The 21,366-nt window shown below is 38.2% G+C and carries 20 protein-coding genes and 1 pseudogene; 10 read left to right on the top strand and 11 right to left on the bottom strand.

Annotation, left to right across the window (positions count from 1 at the left end):
* The first annotated feature begins 169 nt into the window (after positions 1–169).
* Both BMX30_RS13390 and BMX30_RS13385 read left to right on the top strand, forming a co-directional pair.
* Positions 170–1,075, top strand: coding sequence for a PucR family transcriptional regulator (locus BMX30_RS13390; RefSeq protein WP_090746427.1), 906 nt, complete (start codon positions 170–172; stop codon positions 1,073–1,075).
* Between the two features lie 113 nt (positions 1,076–1,188).
* Entirely contained in the window at positions 1,189–2,286 is a 1,098-nt protein-coding gene (locus tag BMX30_RS13385; protein WP_090746424.1) for an ABC transporter ATP-binding protein, read from the top strand.
* Between the two features lie 45 nt (positions 2,287–2,331).
* Here the strand turns inward: BMX30_RS13385 and BMX30_RS13380 are convergent, their stop codons facing one another.
* The gene (locus tag BMX30_RS13380; protein WP_090746421.1) at positions 2,332–2,574 is read right to left on the bottom strand and encodes a hypothetical protein; all 243 of its coding nucleotides are present in this window, start codon (positions 2,572–2,574) and stop codon (positions 2,332–2,334) included.
* 487 nt (positions 2,575–3,061) lie between these two features.
* On the opposite strand from BMX30_RS13380, the gene BMX30_RS13375 reads away from it, so the two are divergent.
* Complete coding sequence (locus BMX30_RS13375; protein ID WP_090746418.1) at positions 3,062–3,262, top strand: alpha/beta-type small acid-soluble spore protein; 201 nt, start codon at positions 3,062–3,064, stop codon at positions 3,260–3,262.
* 75 nt (positions 3,263–3,337) lie between these two features.
* Here BMX30_RS13375 and fumC read toward each other — a convergent pair whose 3' ends face one another.
* Both fumC and iadA read right to left on the bottom strand, forming a co-directional pair.
* Positions 3,338–4,717, bottom strand: coding sequence for a class II fumarate hydratase (gene fumC / locus BMX30_RS13370; protein ID WP_090746415.1), 1,380 nt, complete (start codon positions 4,715–4,717; stop codon positions 3,338–3,340).
* Between the two features lie 403 nt (positions 4,718–5,120).
* The gene (iadA, locus tag BMX30_RS13365) at positions 5,121–6,296 is read right to left on the bottom strand and encodes a beta-aspartyl-peptidase (protein ID WP_090746412.1); all 1,176 of its coding nucleotides are present in this window, start codon (positions 6,294–6,296) and stop codon (positions 5,121–5,123) included.
* A 267-nt stretch (positions 6,297–6,563) separates the two neighbouring features.
* Here iadA and BMX30_RS13360 point away from each other — a divergent pair, with 267 nt between their 5' ends.
* The 5 genes from BMX30_RS13360 (at position 6,564) to BMX30_RS13340 (ending at position 11,730) form a co-directional block, all read left to right on the top strand.
* A complete protein-coding gene (locus tag BMX30_RS13360; RefSeq protein ID WP_090746409.1) occupies positions 6,564–6,878 on the top strand; it encodes an HPr family phosphocarrier protein in 315 nt (104 codons plus the stop codon).
* 291 nt (positions 6,879–7,169) lie between these two features.
* Positions 7,170–8,048: a cation diffusion facilitator family transporter gene (locus BMX30_RS13355; RefSeq protein WP_090746406.1), complete on the top strand. Its 879-nt coding sequence runs from the start codon at positions 7,170–7,172 to the stop codon at positions 8,046–8,048.
* 171 nt (positions 8,049–8,219) lie between these two features.
* A complete protein-coding gene (locus tag BMX30_RS13350) occupies positions 8,220–9,362 on the top strand; it encodes a histidine kinase N-terminal domain-containing protein (protein WP_090746403.1) in 1,143 nt (380 codons plus the stop codon).
* A 61-nt stretch (positions 9,363–9,423) separates the two neighbouring features.
* Positions 9,424–9,981, top strand: a complete 558-nt coding sequence (locus BMX30_RS13345) for a GNAT family N-acetyltransferase (RefSeq protein WP_090746401.1) — start codon at positions 9,424–9,426, stop codon at positions 9,979–9,981.
* 366 nt (positions 9,982–10,347) lie between these two features.
* Positions 10,348–11,730, top strand: coding sequence for a hemolysin family protein (locus tag BMX30_RS13340; protein WP_090746398.1), 1,383 nt, complete (start codon positions 10,348–10,350; stop codon positions 11,728–11,730).
* Positions 11,731–11,809: 79 nt separating this feature from the next.
* On the opposite strand, the gene BMX30_RS13335 is transcribed toward BMX30_RS13340, so the two are convergent.
* The gene (locus BMX30_RS13335) at positions 11,810–13,615 is read right to left on the bottom strand and encodes a TIGR04190 family B12-binding domain/radical SAM domain protein (protein WP_090746395.1); all 1,806 of its coding nucleotides are present in this window, start codon (positions 13,613–13,615) and stop codon (positions 11,810–11,812) included.
* 762 nt (positions 13,616–14,377) lie between these two features.
* Positions 14,378–14,737, bottom strand: coding sequence for a hypothetical protein (locus tag BMX30_RS13330; protein ID WP_090746392.1), 360 nt, complete (start codon positions 14,735–14,737; stop codon positions 14,378–14,380).
* Between the two features lie 566 nt (positions 14,738–15,303).
* Between BMX30_RS13330 and BMX30_RS13325 the strand changes: the two genes are divergently transcribed.
* Both BMX30_RS13325 and BMX30_RS13320 read left to right on the top strand, forming a co-directional pair.
* A complete protein-coding gene (locus tag BMX30_RS13325) occupies positions 15,304–15,888 on the top strand; it encodes a DUF3939 domain-containing protein (RefSeq protein ID WP_170843884.1) in 585 nt (194 codons plus the stop codon).
* 116 nt (positions 15,889–16,004) lie between these two features.
* Positions 16,005–16,583 carry a YhcN/YlaJ family sporulation lipoprotein gene (locus tag BMX30_RS13320; protein ID WP_090746386.1) on the top strand — a complete coding sequence of 193 codons (579 nt, stop codon included), beginning with the start codon at positions 16,005–16,007 and terminating at the stop codon, positions 16,581–16,583.
* A 203-nt stretch (positions 16,584–16,786) separates the two neighbouring features.
* On the opposite strand, the pseudogene BMX30_RS24290 reads toward BMX30_RS13320, so the two are convergent.
* From BMX30_RS24290 to BMX30_RS13295, 6 genes and pseudogenes are all read right to left on the bottom strand, one after another.
* Positions 16,787–16,910 (bottom strand): annotated as a pseudogene (locus BMX30_RS24290) (iron-sulfur cluster assembly accessory protein); the annotation flags it as partial.
* Positions 16,911–16,985: 75 nt separating this feature from the next.
* Positions 16,986–18,761, bottom strand: coding sequence for an arsenical pump-driving ATPase (arsA, locus tag BMX30_RS13315; protein WP_090746383.1), 1,776 nt, complete (start codon positions 18,759–18,761; stop codon positions 16,986–16,988).
* A gap of 14 nt (positions 18,762–18,775) precedes the next feature.
* Complete coding sequence (gene arsD, locus BMX30_RS13310; RefSeq protein WP_090746382.1) at positions 18,776–19,123, bottom strand: arsenite efflux transporter metallochaperone ArsD; 348 nt, start codon at positions 19,121–19,123, stop codon at positions 18,776–18,778.
* 31 nt (positions 19,124–19,154) lie between these two features.
* Positions 19,155–19,574, bottom strand: a complete 420-nt coding sequence (gene arsC, locus BMX30_RS13305; protein ID WP_090746379.1) for an arsenate reductase (thioredoxin) — start codon at positions 19,572–19,574, stop codon at positions 19,155–19,157.
* Positions 19,575–19,673: 99 nt separating this feature from the next.
* Positions 19,674–20,972 (bottom strand): arsenic transporter, encoded by a 1,299-nt coding sequence (locus BMX30_RS13300; RefSeq protein WP_090746376.1) that lies wholly within the window; start codon positions 20,970–20,972, stop codon positions 19,674–19,676.
* An 18-nt stretch (positions 20,973–20,990) separates the two neighbouring features.
* On the bottom strand, positions 20,991–21,335 hold the full coding sequence (locus tag BMX30_RS13295; RefSeq protein WP_090746373.1) for an ArsR/SmtB family transcription factor: 345 nt from the start codon (positions 21,333–21,335) through the stop codon (positions 20,991–20,993).
* Between the last annotated feature and the right edge of the window lie 31 nt (positions 21,336–21,366).

Below are 21,366 nucleotides of genomic sequence, written 5' to 3'. Positions count from 1 at the left end.
GTAGACGGAATAAACAAAGCTTTCTTTTCATTTTTCACAGCTTCATACCAGAACTCAGACACCATAACAAAGTTGGTGTCTGAGTTGTTTTCACCGTATACTCCATCCTTCCCCAGCCATACTTAGAGCTAGATTCACACTATAATTCTAAATTAGAGGTTATTTAACAATGCTAAATAAACTACAAACACACTTTCCAACTTCCATTTTAATCAATACCCCTCCCCAATCATCTTTCAATGAGTTTGTTTGGGTCAAGGATAACTCTGAAGACCCCAGTTGGCTCGGTATTCCTAAGGAAGTAATAACCGAAGACCAACTTACCCTTCTTGGAACCTTATTTGAAATTGTCGACACTGAAGAATCTCACCGTTTATCTGGGATTGAAAAGAAGTGGCACGATTACCTTTTTCATGAAGGAAGCATCCCACCGCTATCTGATCGCGGTGTTCGGATAGTTCAATTTCACGTAAAGAATACCGATACCGACATAGCTGACTGGGATAAAGCATTAAAGGAATTTTTCACTGATGCATCCTTTATCTGGTTAAATGAACAAAAAGGACTAATAATCCAGGATCAGTCGGCTGAGCTTAGCTATGATGAAAATGACTTTTCCTCCATTAGCACCACTCTGGAAAATGACTTTTTTATCAAAACATACTTCTATATTGGGAAAACACGAATGAATCAAGGGAACATTCGTGAGGCTTTCTTATTAGAAAGGAAGGTGTTTACTGAAGGTATGGCCCTTCTCACAAAGGAGCGAATTTTTACCTATGAAAAGGTTTTCCCTGCACTAACTTCAATCAGTCTTGCCTCCCCTTTAAAAGGCCTGCTTGAAACAGATATCGTTGATTTACTCCGTGGTGATGAGGAGTTACTCGAAACAATGAAGGTCTTTCTTGAGAACGGTTCGAATGCTACTCTCGCTGCGAAAAAACTTTATATTCACCGGAATACTCTGCAATATCGCCTTGACAAGTTTACAGAACAATCAAGTATTAATGTCAAGGTCTTTAGCAATGCTTTAACTGTATATCTTGCCTGCCTGATTGCCGAGTTAACGGATTGATACTTTGCACATTGCATAAAAGGAGTTGGACAATTTTGTGCACTCCGCCGATGATAAAAGCGCTTTCAGTTGGTAGAATTACGTTGTAATCACATCAACGAGGAGGCTCCATAATGGCCGAGTTAAAATTAGATAATATATATAAAATTTATGATAATAACGTAACTGCCGTAAGCGATTTTAATCTTCACATCCAAGACAAAGAGTTCATCGTTTTCGTTGGACCATCTGGATGTGGAAAATCAACGACCCTACGGATGATTGCTGGACTTGAAGATATTTCAAAAGGTGACTTTTATATTGATGGAAAGCTTGTAAACGATGTTCCTCCTAAAGATCGTGATATTGCGATGGTATTCCAAAACTATGCCCTTTACCCACATATGACTGTTTATGATAATATGGCATTTGGCTTAAAATTACGTAAGTTCTCTAAAGAAGAAATCGATCGCCGTGTAACCGAGGCGGCAAAAATTCTCGGACTTGAAGTTTACTTAAAGCGTAAGCCTGCGGCACTTTCTGGTGGTCAAAGACAGCGTGTTGCATTGGGACGAGCGATTGTTCGTGATGCGAAAGTTTTCTTGATGGACGAGCCTTTATCGAATCTAGATGCAAAGCTACGTGTCCAAATGCGTGCAGAAATCGCTAAGCTACACCGCCGTCTAGAAACGACAACTATTTATGTAACCCATGACCAAACAGAGGCAATGACGATGGCTACGCGTTTAGTAGTTATGAAGGATGGTATCATCCAACAGGTTGGTGCACCAAAAGATGTATACGAAAAACCAGAAAATGTCTTTGTAGGCGGCTTTATCGGGTCTCCATCCATGAACTTCTTTAACGGAAAAATTGAAGATGGTAAGTTTGTAACTGGTAAAACTGCTGTCTCTATTCCGGAAGGAAAAATGAAGGTCCTACGTGACCAAGGTTATGTAGGAAAAGACATTATCCTTGGTATCAGACCAGAAGATCTTCATGATGAGCAATTATTCATTGATGCTGCTCAAGGTGCAACTATTAAGGCTAATGTTGAGGTTTCAGAATTACATGGGGCAGAAACAATGATTTATTCTAACTTAGAAGGTCAAGACTTTGTAGCCCGAGTTGATTCACGCACAGATATAAAAGCTGGCGAAACACTTGAACTTGCATTTGATATGAACAAAGTCCATTTCTTTGATAAAGAAAGTGAATTAAGAATTCGTTAACTCTTAAGCACAAAAAATCCCCCCAGAAGCTGGAGGGATTTTTTGCTATTCTTCTACCTGAATGACTTGTTCAATCCCACAATTAGGACAGACGAAGAGATGTGGGCATTCTCCATTTTTGAAGTCTGTCGGGTAACCATCTTCAAGCTTCATCATATCAATCGGCATGTATGGACTATAATCATCATAATACTCGGCTTCGCGTCCCTTGTTCTCCAACTGGCTACCACAATTTTGGCATTGGGCACGAACCTGATCAAAGCCATTACATAGTGGGCACATCCCCATATTTCTTCCTCCTACTCTTTGTACATATCTTTAGTTTGCAACTTTGAATATAGACTTATGTAAAGGTAGTGACTTCGCGGCCGCTGAATCTGATTTTAGTTTGGCTGATTCGTTCTAGTGATTTAATATGATTAAACCGGTAACCTCAACAAGTTTAAATGCGAAAAAAAACTTTTAAAAAAAGTTGAATAAAGATGTGTTAAACGACTCATAATACAATTAACAACATAAACAAAACAAAATAAACAACACACACAACAAGGCGCAACAACGATTATCGAACAAAGCAAGTTTCGAAAAAAGAAAACAAAAAAAAATAAAAAAAAGTGAATAAAAAAATAAAAGCTGGTTAAGCTACAAGAACAAACGGTTTACTCCAAAATTCTCATCGAGGGTTAGGCAGGTTGCTATGACGAACAAGTCATCATTGGTTCAAATCCAAACTAACCCAAATACAACTAGTGAAAACACAAAGGAGGAAACATTAATGGCAAGTAACAATTCTAATCAATTATTGGTTCCTGGTGTTGAACAAGCTCTTGATCAAATGAAGTATGAGATTGCTTCTGAATTTGGTGTAAACCTTGGAGCAGAAACTACTTCTCGCGCTAACGGATCTGTTGGTGGCGAAATTACAAAGCGCCTTGTAAGCATGGCTCAACAACAAATGAGCGGTACACAGCGCTAATCAAGCAAGATTAAGTAAAAATTAAATTATAATATGGCTAGCCCCCTTCATCCAATGAAGGGGGCTTTTCATATGTTATACCATCTTTTCCGGCTTAACCCATTGATCATATTGACTTTCGGTTAAGTAACCAGTTTTAATTGCAGCCTCTTTTAGAGTTAAATTTTCCTTAAAGGCGAGCTTTGCAATCTCAGCTGCTTTTTCGTAACCAATATGGGGATTAAGTGCGGTAACAAGCATTAAGGAATTTTCTACATTTGCCTTGATGGTTTCTATATTGGCTTCAATGCCTACGGCACATTTTTCATCAAAGCTCTTCATCCCATCACTTAAAAGCCTAGTGCTTTGGAGAAAATTATAAATAATCACCGGTTTAAATACATTTAACTCAAAATTGCCTTGACTTGCGGCGAATCCTATCGAGGCATCATTTCCAAATACTTGCGTTGATATCATCGTTAAAGCTTCACTTTGTGTAGGGTTCACTTTCCCAGGCATAATCGAACTCCCCGGCTCATTTGCAGGAATGGATAATTCACCAATTCCACTCCTTGGACCACTTGCTAACCATCTCACATCATTCGCGATTTTCATTAAATCAGCAGCTAAAGCTTTTAGTGCTCCATGCATATAAACAAGTTCATCATGGGATGTAAGGGCTTGAAATTTATTTTCAGACGATCGAAAAGTTCTATTCGTTTGCTTAGAAATTTCAATAGCCATTAAATCCCCGAACGTCTTATCCGCGTTAATTCCTGTTCCTACAGCCGTCCCTCCAATTGCCAAATCATATATATAGTCAAGAGCTGCCTCAATCATCTTTTGACACTTTTCGAGCATGGCACGCCAACCACTAATTTCTTGCCCTAAGGTTAGCGGCGTTGCATCTTGAAGATGAGTTCTTCCAATTTTAATAATTTCTGCAAATTGACTCTCCTTCCTGCTTAGCGTTGTTTTCAACTGATTTAGGGCGGGAAGTAAGTCATTTGTGATTGAAAGTACGGCAGCAATATGCATTGCAGTTGGAAAGGTGTCATTTGAACTTTGCGACATATTCACATCATCATTCGGATGAATTCGTTCTTCAGATCCGAGTTCTTCTAATAGCTCATTTCCTCTCCTTGCAACAACTTCATTAACATTCATATTGGTTTGAGTCCCACTTCCTGTCTGCCAAACAACAAGTGGAAAATGATCGTCAAACTTACCATTAAGAATTTCAGTACACGCACTTACTATTGCTTCCTTTTTCGTCTCTGTCATGTTTCCAAGCGAGCAGTTTACTTTAGCTGCAGCTTTCTTAATATGAGCGAAGGAATAAATCAACTCTAGCGGCATGGTTTCTGAACCTATCTTAAAGTTTTGCCTGCTCCTTTGTGTCTGGGCACCCCAATACTTTTCTGCCGGCACCTCGATTTCACCGAGTGTATCCTTTTCAATCCTGAACTCTGCCAAACTGAAGTCCCCCTCTATTAATTATTCACATTAATAAGCATAACCAGTTTTTTCAGAAAATTACAGTGAGACGAATTCAAAGTATATAAACAACTCGTTTTTGAGTCCAAAAAATCCAAAGAAAAAAGCTGAAACCAGATTTGGCTTCAACTTAATGGAATTCAGGCTTTATTCGCAACAGCACATCCAATAAAATAAATAAGGACCATGATGCTGGCAATGCTAAGAGTGATAGAAAATATCTCCATTTTTACGAAGCCCCCCTATTTCATTATTTTCTTGCCTTAAAATTAACATATTTAGGTTGATTCTAATGGAAAAAATAGGTCGATTTTGTGACAGTTAAATCACTAGAAGTGACTATTCTCATTTTTTTCTCCAATCCTAATCCTAACCTTTGGTGTTAGTTTTCAAATGTCCCTTTAACAATTGCCTCCCCATTTTCCACCATCATTTGGCCTTTAGCGATTACATTCTTAATTTCTAAAGTTTCCTTGTCCAACAAGACTAGATCTGCATCCTTCATGGGTTCGATAGTACCTTTTTGGCTGAGTTTCAAAATTTTAGCCGGATTTTGAGTAACAACGGGCAAGGCCTGTTCAATAGGGATTTTCTCCTTCAAAATACTATCTTTAACCTCTTGATATAAGGAGGAAATTTGACCAATTTTTAAACCAACTAACTCTCCAGATGAATCAAAGTCCGGCAGACTTCCTTGGGCATCAGAAGTAAAGGTGATTCGGGAGATATCAACCCCCTCTTTAAGCATTTCCCGCAATGCTCTGCTCGCCTTAACTTCTCCGTCCATTAAAAATTTAGGGATTGAGCTCGTCGTAAAGTCTACAAACCCTCCTTTTTTCGCATATTTAATTCCAGCTTGAAAGAGATGTGAATTTCGATTGATATGTGTTGGGTAAAACTGGGTAATTGGTATATCTGTCTCGTCTACCACTTTTTCAATTAACTTCAAATGATTCAAACTATCACCTACATGTATGTTTACCACTCCAGACTTCCCAGATAGTATTCCACCAATCCTAGCCGCTGAAGCTATTTTGGCTAATTCCTCATATGTAGGTTGTGATGAACGATGATCGGCAATTGCAATCTCACCCACACCAATAATCTTATCAATTAATATTAAATCATCTTCAATTTTCCCTGTTAAAGTCTTAACTGGAACCTGATAAGACCCAGTTTGGACATAACAGGTTATCCCTTCCTCCTCAAGTCCTCTCGCTTTGGCAATAAGGGAAGCCATCGTTCGGGTGGTTCCGTCCGTTCCAATGACTCCAATAATGGTCGTAACACCCGCCAACGTTGCACTTGTTAATTGGAGCTCAGGGGTTCTGGTTTTATAGCTGCCTTCACCACCTCCACCAATAATATGGACATGGGAATCAATAAAGCCTGGGACCACCAAACTTCCAGTTGCATCAATTACTTTAACGTCCACAAATCCCGAGGGTTTATCAATTTTATCTTCTAGAAATCCTATTTTAGTATCTACAATCAAGAGGTCTTTTCTTCCTAAATATTCGGGTGCATATACCTCACCATTTTTTATAATTGTTAACATTTCCTCACTCCTTTGTAGCATTTTTTTATGTTGGCTTTCATTCTAAACCCTTTGCACATGTTAGTGCGGCGACTAGAGTTCCGCGCCTTCCAATTAAATTAACAAAGAAGATATTAACCATAAACTTTGCTGCCTATCTTAAGGTTGGTTAAAGGGTATCGCAACTATTCCTCACTCACAAAAAACAAAATAATGACCATAGGCCTAGTTTGTTTTTTAATAATTCGGGTAAATAAAAATACATTGATATAAAAGGAGCTAAAGATTATGAATGGGATTATCTCATCCAGTGTAGTTGTCCGTAATCGGTTTTCATTCAGAAAAATGCTTGAAATTCACCAAGCCGTGAAAAAATATAACGGAACACTATATTTATCTAGTCAGCAGAAGGTCGTTGATGCCTCTTCTCTAACAAAGCTCGTTTCATTTTTACTAACAGTAGAACAACAGACTTCATTAAAGATAATACTTGAAGGAAATGATACAGAAACTCACCTCGAGCAATTCAGAAGGATGTTAGCAAACGAAACGTCTATAGTGAACCGTAACCTGATCGAATCATCCGACTCCTTCCAAATGTAAGTATTTCCTAATTTTCTATTGATTAAGGCATGATTTTAATAAACACCGAGAAGGCAGCTGAGCCTTCTTTTTTTGTGTTAATGTTGAACGTTAGTAGATAAATCATATAAAAAGACTATTAAGGGTATTAATAAAAGTTATAGGGTGAAAAATAAACCCAATTCTCAAAATAAATGCACCGTAAAGGGGCTTCACCATCAAGACTGCTTCCACCCTTTAGCGATGTTTCTATAGAACTATTTGACCATGAACTCATCGATATAATGTACACGAAAGATGGAGGAATTCGCCATGGACAGGAATGAACAAATAAAGTTTGGTGAAAGAGGCGCTTGGGTCAGTATTTTTGCCTATCTTATTCTTGCTGCCGTTAAACTCACCGCAGGCACCATTTGGCATTCAGATGGACTTTTGGCAGATGGACTCAACAACAGTACAGATATTATTGCCTCGATAGCTGTTTTAATTGGACTTAGAATTTCTCGAAAACCAGCTGATCAAAATCATCTTTATGGGCATTACCGTGCCGAATCTATCGCATCCCTTGTTGCCTCCTTTATCATGGTTACAGTTGGTATTCAAGTCATCATTGATGGCATTCAATCCATTTTCAATCGACAAACCGAAACTCCAGATCTTGTAGCTGCCTGGGTTGCTATTGCCTGTGCGGGAGCCATGTTTGGGATATACCGATATAACTTAAACTTAAGCAGGAAAATCAACAGCTCTAGTATAAAAGCAATTGCTTATGATAATCGATCAGACGCACTCGTAAGCGTCGGTGCTTTTATTGGAATTATGGGTTCGCAGTTCGGCGTCCCTTTTATTGATACTGTTGCCGGAATCCTAGTTGGTGTCATTATATGTAGAACAGCTTGGTCTATTTTTTTCGAAGCGACTCATACGTTAACAGATGGATTCGATGTTCACTCACTAGATACAATTAAACACACCATCCTCACAACCCAAGGTGTGAACGAGGTGACCGATATTAAAGCCAGGATGCATGGAAATCAGGTTTTAGTCGAGGCAACCATAGTAGTCAATCCGGAATTAAATGTAATTGAAAGCCACACTATTACAGAAAATGTTGAGAAGAAATTAGAAACGGAATGCAATGTACAAAGTGCAACCATTCATATTGAACCATTTTCAGCAAACAATTCCTGAGATACCGCCAAACTACTGGCGGTATTATTTTTTTTCATCGATATATTTTTTGAATTTTCCAAAGGGTTTTTCATACTTAGAAAGAAATTAATAAAATACGCACCAACATAGTGTTTATTTAGGCTGTTGTCACGGTCTATGTTGTTATTAAGTAAAGCGAGGGAAGATGCCATGCATACAGTCACTCAGAAAAAGCTAACAGATTTTCTTGAGATAAAAAAAGAGGCCTTAATTAATGAGTGGAATCATAAAATGATTGTCGCTGAAGATGACCTATATAGAGATAACGCAAAAGAGATGATTCGAATATTGTTAGAGATGTTTTCAAAAAGTGATGAAGAGCTCGAACCGTATATTGAACATCTTGCGATTGAAATCGGGAGCGCTCGGTTAAAATCAAACAACAATATTGGCGATTTCGTTTACAATGTAAACTTAGGTCGGTCTCTTATATATTCCTACTTAACTAAGATTCCCCTCGAGGGGACAGAACTGCAGGACTCCATAAACAGGATAAACTACTGCTTTGACCATTTCCTTTATCGAGCAGTTAGCTATTATTCAGAGCATAAAAATAAAATAATTGAGGAAAAAACAGAGTTTATCAACTCGACTCATAAAGATCGTTTGACGCTATTGGGTCAAATGACATCTAGCTTTATCCATGAATTCCGCAATCCACTCACTTCTATTCAAGGCTTTGTTCAATTACTGAGGGCGGATTATCCCGAAATGAAGTATTTGGATATCATCAAAAGTGAGTTAGACCAATTAAACTTTAGAATTTCGCAATTTCTTCTTTTATCCAAAAAGGAATTAATCGGGAAGGAGAAAACAACTTTTTCAATCAACCAGATGATTGAAGAGGTATTAGCCTTCTTATATCCTAGTATCCTCGATTCAAAGGTAAAGATTGTAAAAGAAACCCCCGAGGAAATGGAGCTAAATGGGTATGCAGATGAAATTCGACAAGTTTTAATTAACATTGTGTTTAATGCCATAGATGTGTTAAGTCAATATCGTGATGATCCAAAGATTGAAATTAGAGCCTACACCATTAATAACTCTCATATAAAGTTAGAAATAGCTAATAATGGACCAGCCATACCTGGGAACATGCTCAAATCAATATTTGAGCCCTTTGTGACAACGAAAAAGCTTGGAACAGGTTTGGGCTTATTTGTCTCAAGGGAAATTATTGAGAAACATAAAGGTTTTCTGGCTTGCTCTTCCGTACAAGATCGAACAGAGTTTATTATTCTTCTCCCCCTCGCAAGGGATAAAGAGCGTATTTTTTTAGCAGATAGGAATTAACTAGAGAAACCAGTGATGATTATGTTTTCTATAACAAAATGGATATTGGAGGACCTTAGTGATGTTTACCTTGAAAGTGGATAACGAAATTGAACTCCAACTTTTTGAGCTCCATCATGCTGTTGAGTTGTATTGGCTTGTTGATACAAACCGGTTATATTTACGGGAATGGCTCCCTTGGGTTGACAGCATGACCTCCCCTTCTTCCTACCATGCCATTATTCCGATGTGGTTAAAACAATTCGCAGAAAATAATGGTTTTAATGCCGGTATCCGTTACAAGGGGCAACTGGTTGGAAGCATCGGTTTACATCAGATTGATTGGCTGAATTCGCAAACCAGCTTCGGTTATTATTTGGCACACCACGCTCAAGGAAAAGGAATTATAACACGGGCGGTAAAGGGGCTACTTGATTATTGTTTCTTTCAGCTAGGGTTAAACCGCGTAGAAATTAGGTGCGGAGTCGGAAACTACAGAAGCCGTGCGATTCCAGAACGACTTAGTTTTACCCAAGAGGGGGTTATTCGTGACGGTGAAAACCTCTACGGCAAATTCCATGATTTAGTCATATATAGCATGCTTTCTAAGGATTGGGCCAACCGATATAAACAAACGTAATTTTATGTTATGAAAATTTTTCCATACAATTCATCTAGAGACTTCATATCCCATCCCCTCACTACATACAATATTATAATTAAGCGGGGTTACTCGCTATATGATATAATAATAGGTAAAATGAAAAGCTGAGGTGATAGGATGGGGTATTCTGTCATATCGTTGTCCTAAGGAATAAAGCTTCGGTATTGGGACGGAACGAACCAAACACATTATCTGCCGAAGATGATATTAGGCACAATGGCTAGAGTTATATTGCAAACTAACACTCTATAAGAATTTCATTTGCATGGATTACAGGCGTTAATTTTAGTTTATTGGGAGGTGACTCCTTACCTGTAAATCCTTACAGGCTAAGGGATCTATTTGGACATATTTAACTTGGTTTGGATAGCCATTTTAATTGCTTTTACAGCATTTTTTGTTGTATCAGAATTTGCGATTGTGAAAGTGAGAAGTTCCAGGATTGATCAGTTAATTGAAGAGGGAAAGAGGAGTGCAGTAACAGCTAAAAAGGTGATTTCTAATTTGGATGAATACTTGTTAGCATGCCAGCTCGGAATTACAGTTACAACATTAGCCATTGGTTGGCTTGGGGAAACGACAGTTTCTCGGATTTTAGAGAACGTCTTTCGTAATGTTGAGGTTCTATCTGGTGCTAGCCATGTCCTATCTATTGGAGGCGCTTTTTTATTAATTACCTTCGTACATGTTGTAGTAGGTGAACTTGCGCCAAAAACATTGGCCGTTCAAAAGGCAGAGAAGGTAACTCTTGTTACAGCCCGCCCCCTTACATGGTTCTATAAAATCATGTACCCATTTATTTGGATCTTAAAACGTTCCGCGAAAATTTTAACTCGTTCACTAGGGTTGAAAAATGCTTCGGAACAAGAACTTGCTCACTCTGAAGAGGAACTTCGCATTATTCTGTCTGAAAGCTTTAAAAGTGGAGAGATAAACCAATCAGAGTTTAAGTATGTAAATAAAATATTTGAATTTGATAATCGGATTGCCAAGGAAATCATGGTTCCGAGAACCGAGATTGTTTCAATGGAGCAGAACGCTACATTAGAGAACTTTCTTAATGTCATTAAAGAAGAAAAATTTACCCGTTACCCCGTTGTCGATGGGGATAAAGACCATGTGATAGGATTAGTAAACAGCAAAGAAGTAATGACCGATTTAATTGCTAACCCTGATACTCGTCGTAGAACAGTTGCAGAGTATAGCCGCCCAGTTATTTGTGTGATTGATACTATTCCAATCCATGATTTGCTGGTTAAGATGCAAAGGGACCGAATTCATATGGCCATTCTAATGGATGAATATGGGGGTACTTCTGGGCTAGTAACTGTTGAGGATATTCTTGAGGAAATCGTCGGGGAAATCCAAGATGAGTTCGATATGGATGAAATTCCAATGGTCCAAAAGGTTAACGAGAATCAATTTATTCTTGATGCAAAATTATTAGTATCAGAGCTTAATGAACTACTCGGAATTGAGATCGAAGAAGGAGATTTCGATACAGTGGGCGGCTGGATGCTAACGGAGAACTTTAACGTAAAGCAAGGCGATTCGTTACGTTTTGGTCCATATGCATTCAAAATCCTTGAAATGGAAGAGCATCATATAAAATATATTGAAGCTACCAAACAAGAGCAGCTGTTACAGACTGAATCAACCCAAAAATCGATTGATGTTGAAAGCAGAGACCCTTTCCATATTTCAAATTCTGAAGTTCTATCATAATAACAAATACAAACAGTTTTTAAACTGTTTGTATTTGTGTCACATAGGTAAAAAAAAATCGCCAGTTGGCGATTTTTTTTTATGTTCTACTTGTCTTCTCTTTTAAGCCAACTAACCATTGAACAGATTCCTTATAGCGTTGTTTGAGATTGATCACTTTGTCCGCAATAAGTAATTCCAATCCTATAACAGTCAAGGAAAAAACATTCGCATAATTCTTTTTCACTTCCCACTTCAGTTCATGCTTCCCGCAGATACTGTACTCATTTACATCTTCCATTTCTTGTTTTAGCTTGGCCAGTTCAATTTCTTTCTCTGCTTCTGGCAACTCCATGATATCATCAATTTTTTTGATATAAACGAGTGATTTTGCCATATTTTCATTTACCTCAAGATAGGTTTTCTGATCAATGAGATTATATTTAAGTTTAAAGTCATTTAACAACTTAGCAGAGTCATAGGTGGAGCGAACGATTTCATCCCTCGTCATATAATCAGTTTCAAAGCTTAACATATATTTCCATGATGGCTGAGTAATTTGCTTCCGATGATCCTCTATCGTGTGGCAGAATTTCTTATAGCCAAACTTCTCCGGATTTTCAAATGCTGGACTTGCCGGATCTAAAAACGGCGCAAGTGGTGCAACAAAGTAAGAAAGTCGTTTATCTTCCCCACAGGCCAGATGAATTTGTTCACAGAAATCAACATTCTTCAGTACACTGTTGTAGTCTTGATGGGGAATTCCTGACATAAAGAAGATATCGATTTTTGCGCATTTATGTTTTAAAGCCGATTTAAGTGTTTGGACAACTTTTTCATTTGTACAGCTGAATTTCCCATTATACCGACGAATCTTTTCATCATGAGTCTCGAGTGTCAACTCAACACTGTATTTAGGTACTACTTTTGCGATTTTCTCGAAGTATTCCTCGTTGGCATATTGAAACAATTCAAATACTAGTTCATTTTTAAGCTTGATCTGGCTGAGCCGCTCAAAAAATTCATCTACGTATTCTTTGCCTGCTTGTCGAATATCATGAAGAATAAAAATCGGTGCACGGCTGAACCTTTGTATAAATTGTATGTCTTCAATCAGTTTTTTGGGAGATCTTTTTGCAAGTACTTTTCTATTGCAATTATCCTTATAAGATTGTTTGGATCCCCCACAGATTAAACATGCCTGGGTGCAACCTTTAGCAGTCAGAATAGCTGTGTTTGGATACTGAAGCCACCCATTATATGGAAGGGGGTCTAGAAAATTTCTGTATTTAAAAACAGATTTTATCGCATATCGGTAGCCAGGAATGTCAAATTCATCTAAGTCCTCAGGTACATGCGTCAGTGGATTATAGATTGATTTACCTTCTTCATTCTTCCAGGTCAGATTAGGAATACCGCCAAACTGGTGCACTCCAGCCTTGATATGATTCATTAACTGCAGCATTAACTTTTCGGTGGCATCTCCCCTCATAACAAAGTCAATTTCTGGATACTCTATTAATTCTTCGTGATAATAGGTCGCTGATAATCCTCCAAACACCATTGGAGTTTCCGGGTGCAATTTCTTTACTATCCTTGCAAGTTCGATGCTACCATGAGCATGAGGAAGCCAATGAAGGTCAATTCCAAATGCTTTTGTTTTGATTTTCTTCAGCTTCTTTTCAACATCAAATTTTTCATCCATCAACATTCGATTTGCAATATTAATTATTTTCACACGCAACCCATTGCGCTCAAGATATTCCGCAATGCTTGTTAGTCCAATGGGATACATTTCAAAAACTGGTGAAGACGGAACCACGTCGCTAATCGGTCCGGCTAAGAGGGCATTTTTACGGAAGTCATAAACACTAGGAGCATGTAAAAGCACTAAGTCGAATTTCATATCGGTATCACCTCTAAAAAGTTTCTAAGCAAAGACTAATAATAACTAATATTTGTAAGTTAGTTCACTATAAATATACCTTTTTTTACAAATCATTTATCCCTACATTGGCAACGATTTTGTGAACTACTTCATAGACATAGAACATAATGGTAGCAAATCCTATGAAATCAAGGCTAATCCGCCCTGTGAAAACTTTGTGAAATGCGGCCCGCTCTACTTTGACGAATTCTCCAATCATTGCTTTCCAAAATAAATATTATTATAAACTGCTGCTAGGTAGGCTCATGGAGTAGTAGTTTGAGCGTGATAATAAAAAAAACTGCGCCAAGAAAGCCTCTTGGCGCAGTTTTTAGTAGATGAAACCTATATTACTGCGCCAAGGAAAGCTCTTGGTGCAGTTTTTAGTAGATAAAACCTATATTACTGCGCCAAGGAAAGCTCTTGGTGCAGTTATTAGTAGATGAGACCTATATTACTGCGTCAAGGAAAGCTCTTGGTGAAGTAACTAGTAGATGAAACCTATATTACTGCGCCAAGGAAAGCTCTTGGTGCAGTAACTAGTGGATAAAACCTATATTACTGCACCAAGGAAAGCTCTTGGTGCAAGAATATGAGAATAATATAAAAAAACTACAGATTAACCAGAAAAACAACAGACCAAATCATATGCGATTTGGTCTGCTAATTAGTATGCTATTTCGTATATTTCTTCACCGAAACGGAACTACTTAAGGTTAACCGCAGTCTTTTCTAAAATATTTAGCCTCTATCTTCCTTAAGCATGAGGATATCCTCTTCCACTCTACCTAATTTCAAAAGATGAGAATCCAGTCGTTTATGAATGGTACTGAACTCTCTAGAATTCTTTTGACTAAAGCTTTGAATAACCTCTTTTAACATTGCCTCAACTTTTTCACTTTGAATTTCTTCCATCCGTTCAAGCGCCTCTTTAATATCGGTTATATCAATCTGATTTGATGTTACTCTATGTTCAATGCTGTCCACTTTCCCTAATCCGTTAAGTCGAGTTTCTAAGGTTTCTACCTTATTCGCTAATAGATCAATCTTCCCTTTTACCTCTACGAGTGTTTCAATTAGTTGATCAAGTTTTTTCTCCATAGTTAACACCCCATTTGTAAGTTAGCCTTATTTTAACATCATTGATTGTTTCCTTATGTTACAAATCAAGTAATTTTGCTTCATACATAGCTCTATATAACTAAGTGTCATCAATCTTTCAAAAAATATAAGAAAACTTTTTATTAAATGGGGCAATAACGATTAACGGTAAAAAGTAATAATCACTATTATATTGAGAATAATTGACACCTATCTAAAAAAAATCATTATAATATAGGTAAGGAATACGCTAATTCAACCTTCCCCCATTCCAGTTATTCTGTTTAATTTAATTTAAAAGGGGGAATTACTATGCATAACAATCAAATTTCTAACCTAATGGGTTGCCTCTCCTATTGTCTTCATTCCTCCATATAGCTTACCTCTCTTTTACATCATGTTTATTTGTACTAAAAATCACAGAAAAACACCTAGAATGACTCATGAGGTTGGTTGAAAACACCCATCATTATTAGACATAGAGCAAAGAAAGACATTTTAATTTGTAAGAAAACTAATGGTCGTAACTCTAGCTATACATCTATAGCCTAAAAGGGGGGAGCATATTGGAGCAACTACTTGGAGTCTATCCTGCATCCACGGTTATAGGAGTTTTGCTTGCTTTAGTAATTGTGGGAGTAATCAGTTTTTTAATCTTGTATAAGGATAAACCTTCACCTAACGTGAAGAAAAGTGGAAAAAAGGATAACGCTGAATGGCCGATTATTGATGTAACGCTTGAGGAAGTGATAAAAGCAGTCAGAAGCTTCTCTGAGGGTCTTCCTAAAGGAGTCTATCGGACAATTCTGGTTAAAGATGACTTTAGTATTGACTTTAATCAGCTCACTTCCATTTTGCATGGCATTCCTTCAAAACCGTTTTATATGTCCAAGGAAACATATGACATTTTTGAAGAGCGTGAAAAAGACATCCCCCCGATTATTGATCGGGTTCAAAAAGCAGTAGACCAATATGTAAAGGATCAGAATAAATATCCTATGCTACCGTACGATCCTCTTAGGCGAGTAAATTATTACCTGTTGATTCAGGAACATTACCTTGATACTATGCCGGAAGTTGAGTTGTATATCACTGACTACGATGGGTTAATCAGTCATCATAAACCAAAGAAAAAACAAGCTGGTGATTAAACCACCTGAAAAAATCATGGGCAACCATGATTTTTTTCATTCCCAATTTTATGAATGTATATTTTTGTCCTTTTTTGGCATCCTAACCATGAAAAAGCTGGAAAAAGGATGATTACATGATAAAGAAAGTGATAATTGCGGGGACTTTGCTTTTTACATTAACAGGTTGTTCTGTGAGTACGGAGGAAGAAGTTGATCCAAAAACATTGGATTTCACAGGTAGAGAATCAGTTGGACAAGATACTGCGTTTGACCATACTAACGGTGTTGAAATTAACAGTGACCAAACAGGTGACCGCCTAGATGACAAAAGAATGCAAATAACTAGTACAGAACAGGATCAGAAGGTAAGAAATAGTCGAACAAATATATCGATTGAAGAGGTTACAGCTGATCAAGTTGCCCTAATTGAGGATGTTTCAGAAGCCATTATTCTCGAAACAGATAATAATGCTTTTGTGGCAGTTAAATTAAAGCCGGGATCAGATTCGATATCCCTTGACCTCCGAAATAAAATCAAGCAAGTTGTTACATCTAACGTTGAACATGCAGACGCTGTGCACACCTCAAATAATCCTGCATTCTATCAACGGATGGAAAGGTACGCAAGTTATGTAAAGAACCAAAAGCCCACAGACGAATACATTCACGAATTTTCCGAGACGATTCGCAGGGTGTTTCCTGATGCTAGATAATAGAGCTTATATAAAGCACTATTATTTAATTTCTTTGAGATAACGGGCAAATAACAAAAAAGCAGCAAGGGGTATAGATTAATCACCCTCGCTGCTTTTTTACTAGTTCGTCAATCCTTAGCAACAATCACTTTCGTTACCAAGTAGAACTAAACCGTTTTGCTGTTTATCAAAATCAAGTGTTAATATTTCTGTATTGTCCTCTATCTGCGGATCAATTGCCACTTGAATTTCGTTTATAGTTATTACCTTATCCTCTGCTTCCGGCTCATCCAGAGCCAGTCCAATTTGTGGACCCCCTCAGCCAAAGCCCGCAAAGTAGACACGGATGCCAGCTGCATTTTGTTCTTTCAGCACTTCTTTTAACACTTCTCGTGCATCATTTGTAATTTGCATTTATTTTCACCCTTTCGTTTGTACCATTTCTTTAAGCTGCTTTTGTCCGATTATATCATCCTTTGTCCACGGAATTACAGCAAAATGCTTAGCCAGGTTAGCCCCCACCATATCAATCCAAGATGTTTCTGACAGGGCTCTTCCCCTTAAAACCGGATCGGTTGTTTCAGTTGCGAAAAAGCTCTGATTGATTACCCACCAGTTTGGGTTAATTTCCGCCCGTATTAAATCCTCTTGTAGTCTCTTCGCCTCGAACACTGGTGTTGCCTCAGGAAGCGTCACAATTACCACTTCCGTTTCTTGTGGGTTCCGCAATCTTGGAAGTAACTCTTTGACACTTTCAGGAATCTCTCCAGTTGATCGTTCCAATTCTTTATGATAGGTATTCGTTGCATCTAACAGCAACAAGGTATGCCCGGTGGGAGCTGTGTCAATCACGACAATTTCTTCTTTAGCTCTAGAAACAACTTCAGCAAAAGCACGGAAAATGGCTATTTCCTCAGTACAAGGAGATTCTAAATCCTCCTTGATATAAGCAATTGCATTCTCATCTAATTCGTTCGAAACCTTTGATATTACTTCCTCTCGGTAAGCCTCCACTTCCACCTTTGGGTCAATTCGACTCAATGTTAAGTTCTCAACAGTTTCTTTTCCAAGGACATTTGTTATATGGGCCGCAGGGTCAGTGGTCGTTAAGTGCACCCGATGTCCGCGTTCTGCTAATCCAACAGCTATCGCAGAAGCAATTGTAGTTTTCCCAACTCCACCTTTTCCCATCGTGAATATAACTTTTATCTTCCTTGCTTCTAAATCGTTGATAACCTTGTTGAACTGTGGAAGTTCAATACTTTTTATTTCGTTGCTGAAGGCTATACCCTTTGTCTCTTCTGCCGAGAAAAAAGCCCTAAGGGATTGTATTCCCGTTAATGAGTAAGGAACCAATTGAGTTTCAAAAATAGACCTATTCTTCAAACCCTTTGGAATTCGTGATAATGCCTTATGCTGTTTCTCCCAGAATGCCTCTGAAACTGTATCACCTTGAATATGTGTTCGTAACACACCATTAATTAACAAGCACTGATTAATTATCCCAACACTAGAAAGCTCTTCAGAAGCTCTTGATGCTTCCTTTAAACTTGATTCATCTGGCCGTGCCACCAGGAACAGAGTCGTTTCATCCGGTGCTGAAAGCGAGTCAACTGTATTGGCATATAATTCTTTTTTCCCTTCAAGACCCGCAAGCGGTCCTAGACAGCTCGCACCATGTGTGCTCTCATTTAAGAATTCCGTCCAAGCACTCGGTAATTGAAGCAATCGAAGAGTGTGGCCGGTAGGTGCGGTGTCAAAAAGGACGTGATCGTATTCCTTCTTAATCGAAGGATTCGCCAATAAATTGGTGAATTCATCAAAGGCTGCAATTTCCACGGTACAAGCCCCGGATAATTGCTCTTCCATCGAGGTAATCACACTTTCTGGTAACTTGCCCTTATAGGGACCTACAACCCTTTCACGATACTTCCTTGCAGCTTCTTCCGGATTGATATTACAAGCGTAAAGTCCATTAACCTGTGGAATAGGTTTGATCTCGTTGGAAAGTTCTACCTCGAAAACATCCTGGAGATTGGATGCAGGGTCGGTCGAGACGATTAAAACCTTTTTCCCCTTATCAGCCAGGTGAATGGCTAATGCACTGGCTGTTGATGTTTTTCCTACTCCTCCCTTACCTGTAAAAAATAGATAAGGGGTAAATACCATATTTAATGGTTCAAACTTAGGAAACATTTTAACTACCCCTTTTAAAGTAAACTTTTACTTGAAGGTTTTGCAACGAGTTCATCAGGATTAATATCAAACCATTCGGCCAACGCTTTATTCTCAGGGTAGCTTCCTGTCATGATGACTTCATTATCTAATAGGATAATTGGCAATATATCCGGCCCTTTTTCATTTAGTAACTGATTGACCTTTGTATTCGTTACAAAGGCGCTTGGTTCACTACTTAGATTATATCGATCAATGGAAAATCCCTTTCCTTCTAAAAGAAAGAGCGCAGATGCAATCCTAATCAACTCAGGATCTACACTAGGCCCACACACGCCCGTTGGACAGCATAACGCAGGGTCAAAAACCTCTAATCTTTTCACTGTTATCCACTCCCCTATTTTAAAAAACTAATTACTCCCCAGTTTTTGAAAACCGTTCAATACGGTCTCCTATCTCGTCACGGACTCGTTGGAAAAATGCCCATTTCTCCTCTTCAGTTCCTTCCGCCTTTGCAGGGTCATCAAATCCCCAATGAACTCTTTTTACATGTGGGGGTGTGACTGGACAATGGTCAGCTGCATGTCCACATAAAGTTACAACAAGCTCTGCGTTGTTTAAAATTTCATTATCAATGACATCCGAAGTCTGTCCAGCAATGTCAATCCCGGCTTCTTCCATTGCTTTTACTGCATTCGGATTTAGACCATGCGCTTCAAGACCAGCACTTTTAACTTCCCACTCATCTCCAAGATGTTTCTTTGCCCAACCTTCTGCCATTTGGCTTCGGCAAGAGTTTCCAGTACATAGAAAATAAATCGTTTTTTTAGTCATGTTGTAATCTCCTTTTTTATGAAATGAACAAGTACGTTGATTTCCGCTCCAATCAACGGTTAGCAAAATCAACAATGTCCTTTAACACAGCAACTAAGTCTATGAAATAATGAGTAACCATAGATAAAGTCCTACCAAGGTTATAAATAAGGTTGGTATGGTCAGTATAATCCCCGTTTTAAAGTAAGTACCCCAGGAAATTTTAACTCCTTTTAAACTTAATACATGTAACCATAAAAGCGTTGCTAAAGACCCAATCGGTGTAATTTTCGGTCCTAAGTCGGAGCCAATCACATTCGCGTAAATTAATGCTTCTCGAACAACACCAGTGGTATTAGTATCCGCAATTGCCAATGCATCTATCATGACAGTAGGCATGTTATTCATAACCGAAGAAAGAATCGCTGCAATAAATCCCATTCCAATTGTAGCTGCAAATAACCCATGATCTGCTGTCCACTGTATAAAATCAGATAGCACATTGGTGAGGCCTGCATTTCTTAGCCCATAAACGACAACATACATACCAATAGAGAAAAAGACGATACTCCACGGTGCTCCTTTTATGACAGTCCGAGTATCTACTGCATGGCTTTTTCTAGCCATAAGTAAGAAAAAGATTGCAATAATTCCTGCAATAACTGAGACTGGAATTCCAAGGAATTCGCTGGTAAGATAACCAATCAAGAGAATCCCTAGTACAACCCAGGATAGACGAAACATCTTTTCATCCCGAATCGCTTCATTTGGTTGCTTTAAATGAGCAAGATTATATTTTTTGGGAATGCTTTTTCGGAAAAATAAATATAAAACCAAAATACTAGCGCCTAAGGAAAAGAAATTTGGAACAATCATTCTTGAAGCATACTCGACAAACCCGATGTTAAAGAAATCTGCTGAAACAATATTAACAAGATTACTTACAATTAGCGGTAAGGAAGTTGTATCAGCGATAAATCCACTTGCGATAATAAACGGAAATACCATCTTTTCATCAAACTTCAATGCCCTCACCATCGCAAGAACAATCGGAGTTAAAATAAGTGCTGCACCGTCGTTAGCGAAGAACGCTGCCACAAGGGCTCCCAATATCGATACATAAATAAACATCTTTAATCCATTTCCGTTAGCTACTCTGGCCATATGTAACGCTGCCCATTCGAAAAGGCCAATTTCATCGAGGATTAACGAAATAAGAATAATCGCTACAAACGCTAGTGTTGCATTCCAGACAATACTCGTAACATCCCATACATCTTGTAGGTTGACTACCCCTAGCAATAAAGCCACTATCGCCCCACCACAAGCAGACCAGCCAATGGACAAGTTTTTCGGTTGCCAAATGACCAAGATAAGTGTCGCCAAAAAAATGGTTAAGGCTAAAACAATCTGTATCAAATAAATCACGCCTCCAGTTTAATCACATGAAATTCTTAAACCTTGCTTCTCTAACCATACTAATTTTTCTCCTTGGTCAGGAATATGATTTAAGACATCCCTCACTAGAGGGTAAAATACATTTTGATGATTGAGGGAATAGATAATCCATTGGCCACTTCGTCTTTCTGTGACTAGCCCTGCATCCTTTAATTTGCGCAGATGCTGACTTATAGCAGGCTGGGACATCTTGAAGATTTCAACAAACTCACATACACAACAATCATTTTTAGACAATAAACCCACCATTGAAAGCCTAGTTTTATCGCTAAGTAATTTCAGTATCAGTGATGCCTCTTCCAATGAAGTTTCTCTCATTTTCATCCCTCCATCCATATATAAGAATTTACTTATA

Origin of the sequence: Mesobacillus persicus, assembly GCF_900109925.1 — a bacterium.
GTDB classification, from domain to species: Bacteria; Bacillota; Bacilli; order Bacillales; family Cytobacillaceae; genus Mesobacillus_B; species Mesobacillus_B persicus.
Note: the sequence above shows the minus strand (reverse complement) of the source record. Positions and strands in the feature narration are given on the sequence as shown.

Bases quoted from the DNA above. Each gene is read 5' to 3' on its own strand.
- arsA (WP_090746383.1), bottom strand. From the start codon at position 18,761: ATGTTTCCTAAGTTTGAACCATTAAATATGGTATTTACCCCTTATCTA.
- BMX30_RS13320 (WP_090746386.1), top strand. From the start codon at position 16,005: ATGATAAAGAAAGTGATAATTGCGGGGACTTTGCTTTTTACATTAACA.
- BMX30_RS13385 (WP_090746424.1), top strand. From the start codon at position 1,189: ATGGCCGAGTTAAAATTAGATAATATATATAAAATTTATGATAATAAC.
- BMX30_RS13390 (WP_090746427.1), top strand. From the start codon at position 170: ATGCTAAATAAACTACAAACACACTTTCCAACTTCCATTTTAATCAAT.
- BMX30_RS13345 (WP_090746401.1), top strand. From the start codon at position 9,424: ATGTTTACCTTGAAAGTGGATAACGAAATTGAACTCCAACTTTTTGAG.
- BMX30_RS13330 (WP_090746392.1), bottom strand. From the start codon at position 14,737: ATGGAGAAAAAACTTGATCAACTAATTGAAACACTCGTAGAGGTAAAA.
- BMX30_RS13360 (WP_090746409.1), top strand. From the start codon at position 6,564: ATGAATGGGATTATCTCATCCAGTGTAGTTGTCCGTAATCGGTTTTCA.
- BMX30_RS13335 (WP_090746395.1), bottom strand. From the start codon at position 13,615: ATGAAATTCGACTTAGTGCTTTTACATGCTCCTAGTGTTTATGACTTC.
- BMX30_RS13355 (WP_090746406.1), top strand. From the start codon at position 7,170: ATGGACAGGAATGAACAAATAAAGTTTGGTGAAAGAGGCGCTTGGGTC.
- BMX30_RS13375 (WP_090746418.1), top strand. From the start codon at position 3,062: ATGGCAAGTAACAATTCTAATCAATTATTGGTTCCTGGTGTTGAACAA.
- BMX30_RS13380 (WP_090746421.1), bottom strand. From the start codon at position 2,574: ATGGGGATGTGCCCACTATGTAATGGCTTTGATCAGGTTCGTGCCCAA.
- BMX30_RS13350 (WP_090746403.1), top strand. From the start codon at position 8,220: ATGCATACAGTCACTCAGAAAAAGCTAACAGATTTTCTTGAGATAAAA.
- BMX30_RS13295 (WP_090746373.1), bottom strand. From the start codon at position 21,335: ATGAAAATGAGAGAAACTTCATTGGAAGAGGCATCACTGATACTGAAA.
- iadA (WP_090746412.1), bottom strand. From the start codon at position 6,296: ATGTTAACAATTATAAAAAATGGTGAGGTATATGCACCCGAATATTTA.
- arsC (WP_090746379.1), bottom strand. From the start codon at position 19,574: ATGACTAAAAAAACGATTTATTTTCTATGTACTGGAAACTCTTGCCGA.